The sequence below is a fragment of the Pigmentiphaga sp. NML030171 genome (genome assembly GCF_002188635.1).
GTDB lineage: Bacteria > Pseudomonadota > Gammaproteobacteria > Burkholderiales > Burkholderiaceae_B > Pigmentiphaga > Pigmentiphaga daeguensis.
Genome location: NZ_NINX01000032.1, coordinates 142,783 through 155,324, shown reverse-complemented (window position 1 = coordinate 155,324; position 12,542 = coordinate 142,783). Strand labels below are relative to the sequence as shown.

10 protein-coding genes and 1 pseudogene are annotated in these 12,542 nt (G+C 69.1%); 6 read left to right on the top strand and 5 right to left on the bottom strand.

What is annotated here, in order from left to right:
- Positions 1–112: 112 nt before the first annotated feature.
- Positions 113–889, bottom strand: a complete 777-nt coding sequence (locus CDO46_RS11775) for a DUF899 domain-containing protein (protein ID WP_087838652.1) — start codon at positions 887–889, stop codon at positions 113–115.
- A gap of 120 nt (positions 890–1,009) precedes the next feature.
- Between CDO46_RS11775 and CDO46_RS11770 the strand changes: the two genes are divergently transcribed.
- Both CDO46_RS11770 and CDO46_RS11765 read left to right on the top strand, forming a co-directional pair.
- Positions 1,010–2,230 (top strand): helix-turn-helix domain-containing protein, encoded by a 1,221-nt coding sequence (locus CDO46_RS11770; protein ID WP_087838651.1) that lies wholly within the window; start codon positions 1,010–1,012, stop codon positions 2,228–2,230.
- A gap of 50 nt (positions 2,231–2,280) precedes the next feature.
- Positions 2,281–2,919, top strand: a pseudogene (locus tag CDO46_RS11765) (PQQ-binding-like beta-propeller repeat protein).
- Between the two features lie 39 nt (positions 2,920–2,958).
- Here the strand turns inward: CDO46_RS11765 and CDO46_RS11760 are convergent.
- Positions 2,959–3,675 carry a FadR/GntR family transcriptional regulator gene (locus tag CDO46_RS11760; RefSeq protein ID WP_087838650.1) on the bottom strand — a complete coding sequence of 239 codons (717 nt, stop codon included), beginning with the start codon at positions 3,673–3,675 and terminating at the stop codon, positions 2,959–2,961.
- A 260-nt stretch (positions 3,676–3,935) separates the two neighbouring features.
- On the opposite strand from CDO46_RS11760, the gene CDO46_RS11755 reads away from it, so the two are divergent.
- Genes CDO46_RS11755 through CDO46_RS11740 form a run of 4 tightly spaced genes read left to right on the top strand, consistent with a single transcriptional unit; the run spans position 3,936 to position 8,417 of the window.
- A complete protein-coding gene (locus tag CDO46_RS11755; RefSeq protein WP_087838649.1) occupies positions 3,936–4,922 on the top strand; it encodes a tripartite tricarboxylate transporter substrate binding protein in 987 nt (328 codons plus the stop codon).
- Positions 4,919–5,899 (top strand): ornithine cyclodeaminase family protein, encoded by a 981-nt coding sequence (locus CDO46_RS11750; protein ID WP_087838648.1) that lies wholly within the window; start codon positions 4,919–4,921, stop codon positions 5,897–5,899. The genes CDO46_RS11755 and CDO46_RS11750 overlap by 4 nt, the downstream gene beginning before the upstream one ends.
- A gap of 24 nt (positions 5,900–5,923) precedes the next feature.
- A complete protein-coding gene (locus CDO46_RS11745) occupies positions 5,924–6,952 on the top strand; it encodes a dihydrodipicolinate synthase family protein (protein WP_087838647.1) in 1,029 nt (342 codons plus the stop codon).
- Between the two features lie 19 nt (positions 6,953–6,971).
- A complete protein-coding gene (locus tag CDO46_RS11740; RefSeq protein ID WP_087838646.1) occupies positions 6,972–8,417 on the top strand; it encodes an NAD-dependent succinate-semialdehyde dehydrogenase in 1,446 nt (481 codons plus the stop codon).
- A 37-nt stretch (positions 8,418–8,454) separates the two neighbouring features.
- Here CDO46_RS11740 and CDO46_RS11735 read toward each other — a convergent pair whose 3' ends face one another.
- The 3 genes from CDO46_RS11735 to CDO46_RS11725 form a co-directional block, all read right to left on the bottom strand.
- Positions 8,455–9,579, bottom strand: a complete 1,125-nt coding sequence (locus CDO46_RS11735) for a cobalamin-independent methionine synthase II family protein (RefSeq protein WP_087838645.1) — start codon at positions 9,577–9,579, stop codon at positions 8,455–8,457.
- Between the two features lie 27 nt (positions 9,580–9,606).
- Positions 9,607–10,077, bottom strand: a complete 471-nt coding sequence (locus CDO46_RS11730) for a tRNA (cytidine(34)-2'-O)-methyltransferase (RefSeq protein WP_087838644.1) — start codon at positions 10,075–10,077, stop codon at positions 9,607–9,609.
- A 62-nt stretch (positions 10,078–10,139) separates the two neighbouring features.
- On the bottom strand, positions 10,140–12,482 hold the full coding sequence (locus tag CDO46_RS11725) for a cytochrome P450/oxidoreductase (protein WP_087838643.1): 2,343 nt from the start codon (positions 12,480–12,482) through the stop codon (positions 10,140–10,142).
- Between the last annotated feature and the right edge of the window lie 60 nt (positions 12,483–12,542).

Here is a 12,542-nt window from a genome sequence, read left to right as displayed (position 1 = left end):
GCTTCAGGCCAGATGCACCGCTCGTGCCAGCATGAACGCGCCGGTCGCGGCCAGGACCAGCGCCGTGCCGCCCACGAAGCGCCTGCCGGCATGCCGCCACGCCGCCCGCATCTCAGCGCCTGCCGTATTCATCGCGCCGGCGCCACCAGACTCCCTGCTCGTTGCGCCCCAGCGGCGCGCGGTCCAGCCACTGGTACATGCCCCAGAGTCCGTCCAGCCCGCGCGCGTAGGTGGAATAGGTGTGGTAGACGGTGCCGTCCTGGATCGCGAAGGCGCTCATGCCTGGGCGTTCGCGCAGGTAGGTGTTCGTGTCGGTGCCGCACATCGCGGCCAGGCGGCCATCGACGCGCTGGCCGGTGTCAGCCGGGGCCGGGTGGCAGCCGCAGGCGGGTTCGCGCCGGTAGTTGTAGGCGATGCCTTGTTCGAACTGTTGGGCCTCGGTGTGCGAGACGCTGAAGTCGAAGTTGAAGTCGGCGTCCTGGGACGAGGCCCAGGGAAAGCGCCAGCCCATGCGCTGCCTGTACGCCAGCAGCCTGGCCAGCGGCGCGCGCGAGACCGCCATCAGCGTGACGTCGTGGTTGGCCAGGTGGACGGCGAAGCCGTCGAAGCTGTCGGCGATCGACGAGCAGGACGGGCATCCCGCCTGATAGTCGGGACCGAACATGAAGTGATAGACGAGCAGTTGCGATCGTCCCTGGAAGAGGTCGGCCAGCGATGCGCTGCCTTGCTCCGTGTCGAAGCGGTAGTTCTTGCCGATCGCCACCCAGGGCAGCGCCTGCCGCTGCCGGGCCAGTGCGTCCGATTGGCGCGTCAAGGCCTTCTCGGCCTCCAGCAGATCGAGCCGCGCGGCCAGCCATTCTTCCCGTGTGCCTGTCGTATGTCGCATCATCGTTTCTCCTTGGATTTCCCGCGGGTCGGACCCGATCGGCGCGATCGGCATGCGGGAGGCGTGTGCTAGATTAGGATCGGGCCGCCGGACGGCGGGAGTGACAAATGTGGCGGGATTCGGATGGATGCGCTGATAGCCGAGGCCGCCCGGGCGCTGGCCGCCGGTGATCCCTTCGGGGCCTTGAACCGCGTGGCGCTGCGCGACGATCCGCCGGCACTGGCGCTGCGCGGCATCGCGATGGCCCAGCTTGGCGAATTCGTCCGCGCCAGGATGCTGGTGCGGCGGGCGGCTGGCGCGTTCGGACCCGGGCAGGCCCTGGCCCGCGCGCGCTGCGTCGTGGCCGAGGCCGAGATCGCGCTTGCGTCGCGTGAGCTGGCCTGGCCGGACAAGGCGCTGGCGGCCGCGCGCGCCACGCTCGAGGCGCATGGCGATCTGACCAATGTCGCGCACGTGCGCCACCTGGAAATCCGGCGTTGCCTGTTGATCGGCCGCCTGGCGGAGGCTGAACGGCTGCTGGCCGGGGTCGATGCCGGTCCGCTGACGGTTGCCGCGGCGGCCATCCATGAACTGCTGGCGGCGGGGATTGCAATGCGGCGCCTGCGCACCGCCGACGCCCGGGCGGCGCTGGCACGGGCGGAACAGGCCGCGAACCGCGCCGGTATTCCCGCCCTGCAAGCCGAAGTCAGGCAGGCCGCCGCCGTCCTGGACATGCCCGCGGCCCGGCTGAGATGGCAAGGGCAGGAGCGCCTGGTCGCGCTGGCGGAGGTGGAAGCGATGTTGGCCTCGGATGCGCTCGTGGTCGATGCCTGCCGCCATGCGGTGCGCGAGGGGAGGCTGGTGGTGCCGCTGGCGCGGCGCCCGGTCTTGTTCACGCTCGCGCGCATGCTGGGCGACGCGTGGCCCGCCGACGTGGCCCGCGAGACGCTGATCGAGCGCGCCTTCCGCACGCGGCATCCCGACGAGACGCATCGTGCGCGACTGCGTGTGGAGATAGGCCGCCTGCGCAAGGCGCTGGCGGGACTGGCGGACGTCGGTGCGACGCGGCGCGGCTTCGCGCTGGCGCCACGCCGGGCGCGCGATGTCGCCGTGCTGGCCCGGCCCGTGGAGGGGCCCCACGCGGCGGTGCTGGCCCTGCTGGCGGACGGCGAATCGTGGTCGAGTTCGGCGCTGTCGCTGGCGCTGGGCGCCAGCCAGCGTACCGTGCAGCGGGCCCTGGACGAACTGGCCGGAGCGGGCAGGGTGCAGGCCACCGGCCGGGGGCGGGCTCGCCGCTGGCTGATGCCGCCGGTGCCCGGGTTCGCGACAACCTTGTTACTCCCGGCCGCGTTGCCGGAGGGCTAGGATGCCTCCATGGACATCCCGTTCCTTGACCCTACCAGCGAGCAAAAGCCATGAAGACATCGACAGCCCACATTCTCCGCGAGTACGGCCCTTTTCCCGGTGCCGAAGGCGTGCACGGCGTGACCTACGACGGCAAGAACGTCTGGTTCGCCACCGGCGACCGGCTCAGCGCCATGGACCCGGCCAGCGGCGAGGTCCAGCGCTCCATCGAGATCCCGGCGAATGCCGGCACCGCGTTCGACGGCCGGCACCTCTACCAGATCGCCGACGGCCACATCCGCAGGATCGACCCGGAAACGGGGCGGGTGCTGGCCACCATCCCGTCGCCGGCCGGCGGCGAGGACTCGGGGCTGGCATGAGCGGAAGGATCCTTGTGGGTGGGCCACTACCGCGCGCGCAAGATCCACCAGATCGATCCCGAGACCGGGAAGATCCTCCGCTCCATCACGTCCGAGCGCTTCGTCACCGGTGTGACCTGGGTCGACGGCGAGCTTTGGCACGGCACCTGGGAAGGCGACGCCAGCGACCTGAGGCGCATCGATGCGCGCAGCGGTGAAGTCCTGGCGAAGCTGGAGATGCCGCCGGGCACTGGCGTGTCGGGCCTGGAGTCCGATGGCGCCGACCGCTTCTTCTGCGGCGGCGGCACGAGCGGGACGCTCAGGTCGGTACGGCGCCCGGCGCGTGCCTGAACGCCCCCCGGTCCTGGCTTGCCGCCCGGGCCGGGGAAGTCAGATCCGGCCCAGCAGATTGGTCCGCGCGTGCACGATGTGTTCGAAGATTTCCCGCCGCGCGGTGTCCGCATCGCGATGCTTCAAGGCTTGCACGATGCGGCGGTGTTCCGCCTCGTATTCCCTGCGCCGTTCGGGCGTCACGATCTTCTTTTTCAGGAAGCCCCATTCCCCGCTGTTCCGCACCTCCGCCAGCAGCCTGAACATGCCGACGAACAGCGCGTTGTGGGTGGCCAGTGCCAGCTGCTCGTGCAGCGCGTTGTCCCAATGCTCGAACTCCTCCAGCGTGTCGGCGGCCTCGGACCGCGCGCAGCAGGACTCGAGCCGTTCGAAGTCGGCCAGGGTGGCATTGCTGACGATGAGCTCGACGATCATGGGTTCCAGCAACAGCCGTGCTTCCATGATCTCGGCCGGGCTGGCCGACGGAATCGCCAGCAGCTTGCCCGCAGCCGCCACGATGCCCGGTGCGGCGCCGGACGGCGTGTCCGAGACATAGGTTCCGCTTCCCACCTTCTGCACGATCAGGCCCTGGTCCCGCAGCTCTTGCAGCACCCGGCGCAAGGCGGACCGGCTGACGCCGAAGTCCGCGCACAGGCTGCGCTCGGTCGGCAGGCGGCTGCCGGGCGCCCATTTTCCCGTACGCAGGCCGTCTAGCAATTCCGCGCGCAGCGCCTGGACAGGATCGGCGCGGACCTGGAGGCTGGGAGACGGGAGCATGTCTGGTCCTATATTGGTTCAAATTGGTTTCATTGTAAGGCGCTGAACGGTATTGAATCTAGGTGAAAACACCGGGAATGTCGCGGGAAGAATGGCTTTATAGTTCGACAAATCAATACCATTGAAAACCAAATAAAACCAATTGGTCGGATGAAAGGCAGATCCGGCCATCCAGCCAGGATGGCGGGCCCGGCAGCCGGGCCGCCTGCAAGGCGCCGCCAGAGCGCCGCCAGACCACTTTCACATGGAGACAGACCATCATGAAAACCACGCTGTGGGCCGCGGCATTCGCCGCCCTGTCGCTGGTCGCCGCGCCCGGCGCGCGGGCGGAGTATCCCGACCGGCCGGTCAACCTGATCGTTCCCTTTCCCCCGGGCGGCACGGCGGACAACATGGCTCGCGCGCTGCAGCCCGCGCTTCAGCGCGCGCTCAAGCAGACCGTGGTGGTCGTCAATCGCCCGGGGGCGGGCGGCGCCATAGGCGTGAGCCAGGTCGCCAATGCGCCGGCCGACGGCTATACGATCCTGTGTTCGCTGCTGAGCGTGGCCAGCCTGCCCGAGCAGGCGGTGGTCAACAAGCAGAAGCCGCCGTTCACGCTGGAGCAGCTCACGCCCATCGCGATGCTGAGCGCCGAGCCGGTGGCCATGGTGGTGCCCGAGGCCAGCCCCTACAAGACCTTTCCTGACTTGATCGCGGCGGCCAAGGCCAGGCCCGACGCCCTGACCTACGGGTCGACCGGCTTCTTCGGCGAGGTGCACGTGCGCACCGCCGCATTCGCGGACACGGCGCACATCAAGGTCCGGCACATTCCCTACCAGGGGGGAGGCCCGCTGGTGACCGCGCTGGTGGCCGGCGAGGTCGATTTCGCGCTGCTGTCGCGCTCGCTGTCGCTGACCCAGGTCAAGGCCGGGCGGCTGAAGTACCTGGCCACCGCCGGCGACGAACCATGGACCGATCCGGCCGGCCTGCCCCGGATGAAGGATGGCGGCGTGGACTTCGACTCGGTCGCGGGCACGGCCATCTTCATTCCCTCCGGCACGCCGCAGACGGTGGAGCGCAGGATCCGGCAGGCGGTGGAGGCCGCGGCCGGCGATCCCGAGTTCAAGAAGATCGTGTCCAGCGCGGGCGGCGAGGTCAAGTATTCCGCCGGAACCCAGTTCGCGGCGTTCTGGGCCTCCTACGTGAAATCGATCGCGGCCATCACGCACCGCATCGCCGCGACCGAGACGCGGGAGGTGGCCAAATGAGCGGCACGGCGCCGGTCTTCATCGGCACCGACGCGGTCGAGCGGGTGCTGACCTGGGACGCGTTGGTGGCCGCGCTGCGCGAGGCCTATGCCCAGCGCCACGACGAGCACATCAGTCCGCCCCGCACCTTCGCCCGGGGCGACGGCGCGTCGCTGCGCGCCCTGGCCAGCGTGCCGCCCGGCAAGCGCTTCATGGGCGCCAAGGTGTTCGGCCGCGGCCGCAACCGCGGCATGAACTACCTGATTTCGCTGGCGGACCAGGACACGGGCGAGATCCGCGCGCTGCTCGACGCCAACAAAATCACCGCCTATCGCACCGCGGCCACCTCGGCGCTGGCGGTCGACTGCCTGGCGCCCCGGCGGCCGGTGCGGCTGGGCGTGCTGGGCAGCGGCGCCGAGGCGCGCGCCCACGTCCAGGCCATCGCCTCGCTGCGGCAGGTCGAGGGCTTGCGGATCTACAGTCCCACGCCGGCCAACCGCGAGCAGTTCGCGCGTGATTTCGAAGCGGCGCTGGGCGTGCCGTGCCGGCCGGCGGCTACCGCGGCGGCGGCAATGGAAGGCGCCGACATCGGCATCGCGGCCGCGCGGTCGCGCGACGAGACGCCCATCCTGCATGCCGACGCGCTGCGCGACGGCATGGTGCTGGTATCGGTCGGCTCCACGCTGCCGCAGCAGCGCGAGATCGACGCCTCGGTGGTCGAGCGCTGCGACCTCATCGTCTGCGACATGCCCGACGAGGTCAGTGCCGAGTCCGGGGACATGCTGGAGGCGCGGGCCCGCGGCATCGATTTCGCCCCCAGGCTGCGCTCGCTCAACCAGCTGGTGCGCGGCGAGATCGCGGCCGGCGCCCGGCTGCCGATGTTCAAGTCGGTGGGCTCGGCCTTGCAGGACATCGTCGCGGCCGAGCTCGTCTTCGACCTGGCCACCCGCGCGGGGCTGGCCGTCGAGCTGCCCATCGCCTTCACCTACAAACAATAGATTTCTTCGCACAGGAACTGGAACATGGCCTCCTACCAACGACACGAAGCCCGCGACTGGGCACACGAACACCTGCGCGGCGTCGCCAACGTCGTGATCCCTTCGTTCACCGCCGACCTCAAGGGCCTGAACGAGCAGGGCATCCGCCACGACATCCGCCATGAGATCGAGCTGGGCTTCTCCGGCACGCTGATGGTCTCGGAAGTGGCCATCACGCTGCCCGAGTACGAGCAGTTCTTCGCGTGGGCGAACGACGAATCGCGCGGCCGGCTCAAACTCATCCACCATGCCAGCTTCAACACGCTGGAAGAGAACATCGAGGCGGCGAAGATTGCCGAGCGCAACGGCGCCGAGCTGATCCTGCTGTCCTATCCGGCCAACTTCTACGCCCGCACCTCGCAGGACATCTACGACTACACCAAGGCCTTCTGCGACGCGACGGACCTGGGCGTGATGCTGTTCCAGGTGCCCCACTGGGGCTTCGAGCGCGTCCACCCGTCCGACCTCGAGGCGCCGCTGATCCGGCGCCTGCTGGACGACTGCCCGAACATCGCCGCGCTGAAGGCCGAGGGCGGCATGCCCAGCATCATGGGCTGGGTCGAGGCCTATCGCCTGTTCAGCAAGGACGTGGTCGTGACCATGCCGCTCGAACAGTACGCACTGGCGCTGGCCCAGCTCGTGCCCATCCAGTTCATCGGCACCAGCGACACCGAGTACTACGGCGGCATGATCCCGCGCATCTTCAACCTGATCCAGGAGAAGAAATACGACGAGGCCACGAAGCTCTACTGGCAGCTGACGCCGGCGCGCAAGGCGCGGGCCGCGGCCAATTCGTATTCCTCGCAGACCCAGTTCCTGAACCGCATGCTGTGGAAGTTCGAGGGTTGGCTCAATGGCTTCAACGGCGGCCCGGTGCGCCAGCCGACCATGCGCATCAACGAGAACACGATGAACAGCCTGCGGCAGGCGCTGGTCAAATCGGGCCTGACGCCCACCGACTCGCCCAACGGCGATTTCTTCGTCGGCCGTCATCCCATGGATACCGCCGCCTGACGCCATGCGCGAGATCCCTATGCTATCCATCGCCAATCTGCCCACCGGTCTCTACATAGACGGCAACTGGGCGCGGCCTTCCCAGCCACGTTCGTTCACGGTGTCGGACCCGGCCACGGGCGAGTCGGTCGCCCAGGTGGCCGACGCCGGCCTGGACGACGCGCGCGCGGCCGTCGACGCCGCCGCGGCGGCCTTGCCCGCGTGGCGCGACACACCGCCGCGCACCCGGGCCGAAGTGCTGCGCAAGGTCCACCTGCTGATGCTGGAACGGCTGGAGGAACTGGCGCGCATCATCACGCTGGAGAACGGCAAGCCGCTGGCCGACAGCCGGGCCGAGATCCGCTATGCCGCCGAGTTCTTCCGCTGGTATTCGGAAGAGGCCTGCCGCAACCTGGGATCGGTCAGCCAGGCGCCGGCCGGCGGTTACCGGATCCTGGTCCAGCATCAGCCCATAGGCGTCGTCGCGCTGGTCACGCCATGGAACTTTCCCTCGGCCATGGGGGCGCGCAAGATCGCTCCCGCGCTGGCGGCCGGCTGCACGGTGCTGGTCAAGCCGGCCTCGCTGACGCCGCTCAGCATGCTGGCGCTGGCCGGCATCCTGGCCGAGGCGGGCGTGCCGGACGGCGTGGTCAACATCGTGCCGACGTCGCGCTCGGGCCCGTTGGTGGACCTCTGGCTGCACGACCCGCGCGTGCGGCTGGTGTCCTTCACCGGTTCGACCGAGGTGGGACGCATCCTGCTGAAGGCAGCCGCCGACCAGGTCCTGAAGACGCCGATGGAACTGGGCGGCAACGCCCCTTTCCTGGTGCTGGACGACGCCGATGTGGAGGCCGCGGTCGACGGTGCGATGATCGCCAAGATGCGCAACATGGGCGAGGCCTGCACGGCGGCCAACCGCTTCTATGTCGGAGCGGGGGTCTACGACGCCTTCGTCCGGGCCTTCGCGCAGCGCATGCGCGAACAGAAGATCGGCCATGGCCTGGACGAGGCCAACCAGGTTGGCAGCCTGATCGACGCCGCGACCCGCGACAAGGTGGAGGAATTGGTCCAGGACGCCGTGTCGCGTGGAGCAAAAGTATTGTGCGGTGGGGAAAGGCTGCCCGGTCCGGGCTACTTCTATCCGCCCACCGTCCTGGGCGACGTTCCCGCCGACAGCCGCGTGCTGAGCGAGGAGATCTTCGGCCCCGTCGCGCCCATCGTGCGCGTGGCGTCCGAGGACGAGATGGTGGAACTGGCCAACGGCACGGAATACGGCCTGGCCGCGTACCTCTACACGCGCGACCTGGCCAAGGGCTTGAAGCTGGCGGAGCGGCTGGAGTTCGGCATGGTGGCGCTGAACCGGGGGCTGGTGTCGGATCCGGCGGCGCCGTTCGGCGGGGTCAAGCAGAGCGGGCTGGGCCGGGAGGGCAGCTGGGAGGGTATGCAGGAATACATGGAGACCAAGTACGTGTCGGTGCAGTGGTAGGCGGCCCGCCTGCCCGGGCCGCTCCTTCCGTGTCCGCCTATCGGGCGGCGCTGGCCCGGTCGGCGCCGTCGCGCAGCGCCGACAGCTTCATCCAGGTCACGGCCGGATCGATCTTGCCGTAGTTCGCGAAGGTGCCGAAGCCGCAATCGGTACTGGCCACCACCCGGTCTTCGCCCATGAACGAGACGTAGCGCTCCAGCCGCTGGCGGATCAGTTCCGGATGCTCGACGTAGTTCGAGCAGCTGTCGATCAGCCCGGGGGCCAGGATCTTGTTCTCGGGCCGGGCCGCGCGCCAGATTTCCCATTCGTGTTCATGGCGCGGGTTGGCGGCTTCGAACAGGATGGTGGCCGGCCGGGCCGCCAGGATCAGGTCGATGACCTTTTCCGGCGCGATGTCGCAGTGGTGGGGGCCTTCGTAGTTGCCCCAGCAGATGTGCATGCGCAGCTTCTCGGGCGGGATGTTGCTAGTGGCGGCGTTCAGGGCCTCGACGTTCTGCCATGCCCGCTTGATGAACTCGGCCTCGCTCAGGTTCTGGTAGCCGGTGTGGGCGGCCATGGCCAGGTCCGGGCAGTCCAGTTGCAGGTCGAAGCCCGCCGCCACGATGGCCTCGTATTCGGGGCGCATGGCCTCGACCAGGTCCGCCAGGTAGGCCTCGTGCGTCGGATAGTGCTTGTTGGGCTGGAACGCGGTCACCAGCCCCGGCGAGGCCGCGTTCATGAAGGCCCGACGGCCCTGGCCGTGGCGCTCGACGGCGGACTTGAAGCGGCGGATGTCGGCGTGGCAGGGCTCCATGGTGCGCAGCTTCACCGGACCGACGCAGGCGGCGCGCACGAACTCCTGGGAGCCCATGATGGCGGCAAGTTTCTTGCGCAGTTCGGGAAAGTCGGCCAGGTCCTTGGCGGGCTGCCGGTCGATGTGGCCGCCGAAGCCTTCCAGCCGTTCGGTGATGTAGGTGGCATAACCGACCTTGCCGAGTTCGCCGTCGCTCATGATGTCGACGCCGGCCTGGACCTGTTTCTGCACCGCGCCGTCGATGGCCGCTTGCACGGTCCGCTCGAACTGGTCGAGATCGACTTCCTGGCCATGGTCGCGCGCAAGCAGCAATTGCGCCAGTTCGTCGCCGCGGGGAAGACTGCCGACGTGGGTGGTCAGAATGGGCATCGCGTTCCTCCTTTTCGTATCCGTATCTTACAGGCCGCCTTCGTAGCCCGACTGCCGCCAGGCCTCGAACACCGCCACCGCGACGGAGTTGGACAGGTTCAGGCTGCGCTGGCCCGGTCGCATCGGCAGGCGCAGCCGCTGGGTCTCCGGAAAGCCGTCGCGGATGGCGGCGGGCAGTCCCGCCGTCTCGCTGCCGAACACGAAGGCGTCGCCGGGCTGGAAACGGACCGCGCCGAACAGCCGGGAGCCGCGCGTCGTGAAGGCGAACACGCGGTCCGCCGCCGCGCCGGTGGCGGCGATGGCGGCGGCGAAGTCGTCGTGCACCTGGACCTGGGCCCATTCGTGATAGTCCAGCCCCGCGCGCCGCAGCTTGGCGTCCTCGAGCTCGAAGCCCAGCGGGCGCACCAGGTGCAGCTGCACGCCGGTATTGGCGGCCAGGCGGATGGCGTTGCCGGTGTTGGGAGGGATTTCCGGGTGGACGAGGACGACGTGGAACACGGTGCGCAGTGGAGCGGGACTGGGTTGCGCCGATGGTACCGCATCCGGCTCCCCCAGGCGCGCTACAGCTCCAGCACCAGCTTGCCGCCACGCGCCCGCGAACAGCAGGTCATCATCCTGTCGTTCGCGTCGCGTTCGGCCTTGGTCAGCACCATGTCGCGATGGTCGACCTGGCCGGCCAGCACGCGCACCTCGCACGATCCGCACAGGCCTTCCTCGCAGTCGCTGGGCACGTCGATGTTGGCCGCGCGCAGCGAAGCCAGCACGGTGCGGTCGGCCGGGACCGTCACGGTGATGCCCGAGTCCTTCAGCTCGACCTCGAAGGCGTGCTCCCTGGCCGGGTCGAGCTGGGCGAGGTTGGACTCGAAATGCTCGATGCGCAGCGCGTCGTCGGGCCAGGCCGCGCAGTGCGCTTCCAGGGCTTGGAGCATGCGCTTGGGGCCGCAGGCGCAGATCTTCCAGCCTTCCCGGGGCTGGCCCAACAGCGCGGCCAGGTCGTTGCGCCGGCCTTCTTCCGAGACGTACACGTGCAGGCGCTCGCCATGCAGGGCGGCCAGTTCGTCCAGGAAGGCCATGCCGGCGCGACTGCGGCCGCTGTAGTGCAGTTCGTAGTCCATGCCCAGTTCGCGGGCGCGCCGGGCCATGGCGGCGATGGGCGTGATGCCGATGCCGCCGGCGACCAGGACCAGCTTGCGGGCCGTCTCGTCCATGCGGAAGTGGTTGCGCGGGCCGCGTATGCGCAGCTTGTCGCCCACGCGCACATTGCCGTGTATCCAGGACGATCCGCCGCGTCCCCCGGGTTCGTGCAGCACGGCGATCTCCAGCGCCGCCGCGTCGGCGGGGTCTCCGCACAGCGAGTACTGGCGCGAGCGTCCGGGTTCGCCGCATTCGACGTCGATGTGCGAACCGGGCGTCCAGCGCGGCAGCGCGCGGCCGTCGGGCGAGACCAGGCGCAGCTTGAGGACACCGTCGGCCACGGGCGTGGCGCTTTCCACCACCACGCTGCGCGCGATCGCGTGGCGCGAGGGCTCGCCTATGCGCACCGGCGCCTGGACCCGCAGCAGAGCGGCATTCCGCCGCTCGGGGTTCTGTGCCGGATCCCACTCCACCCACAGGTGCTCCGGCCCCCGGAACGAGGTGTTGGGCACATAGGTGAAGCGCTGGTCGGCCAGCCGCATGTGGGGCAGCCGGCGCGTGAGTTCCTGCAGGAATATCTGCATCTCCATGCGCGCGAGGTTCTTGCCCATGCACTGGTGCGAGCCGTAGCCGAAGGTCAGGTGGTCGCTGGCGTTCTCGCGGCGGATGTCGAAGAAGTCGGCGTCGGCGAAGTGGCGCTCGTCGTGGTTGGCCGACGAGGTCACGATCAGCAGCTTCGAGCCGGCCGGGACGTCCATGCCCTCGATGCGCGTGTCGCGGGTGACCAGGCGGCGCCAGGCCGCGACCGAGCCGTTGTGGCGCAGGCATTCCTCGACCGCGCTGGGGATCAGGCCGGGATCCTCGCAGATCTCGCGCCAGGCGTCGGGGTGCTGCAGCAGCAGCTTGATCGCGTTGGCCGTGGCGTTGGCGGTGGTTTCGTGGGCGGCGACGATGCCGGCCATCATCATCGAATGCAGATAGGAGTCGGTCACCACGTCGGGGTGCTCTTTCTGCTTGCGGATGCCGTAGCGCATCCAGCCGGGCTGGTCCGGCGCCTGGCGCATCTTTTCCAGCACCTTGCCGGCGTATTGCCAGAAGTTGCCGACGGCGTGGGCCACCGCCACCTGCTCCTCGGGCTTGGGCCGGCCCCAGGTGTTGACCGTGTGCGCGATGGAATACCGCCGCAGCGTGTCCATGTCTTCCTCGGGCACGCCCAGGAAATGCAGCGCCACGGTCAGCGGCACTTCCCACAGCATCTGGTCGACCAGGTCGGCGCGTCCGTCGTCGATGAAACGGTCCACGTACTCGCGCGCCAGCCGCCGCACCATGGGCTCGTGGTGCTTCAGGTGCTCGGGCGTGAAGGGCTCCATCAGGATGCGCCGGCGCGGCATGTGCGCCGGTTCGTCCTCGTTGACCAGCGTGCGGTTCATCGCATAGCCGTACTGTTCGAGCACCGCGTTGGCCTCGGGGCCGGTGGGGGTGATCTTCTCCAGCGCGATCGAGGGGCTGAAGGTGATGTTGTCGCGGAAGATGGCCTTGATGGCCTCGTAGCGCGTGACCACCCAGTAGCCCAGCCGGGGACTGTAGAAAATGGGTTCCTGCTCGCGCGCCCAGCGTACGTACTCGGGCGGATCCTGCTGGTAGCCGTCCTCGAAGGGGTCGAACTCGGCCGCGCGCGCGCTGACGGGGCAGCCGGTGAGGCCGACGCCGGCGGGCGCGGCATCATGGTGGATCGGGCAGCCTGCGGCCCGGGTCGAGGGTGCGGCCATGGCATGTCTCCTGTTGCCGGATCCCGGGAAGGGGATCAATTTGCGTAATTATTGTACGCA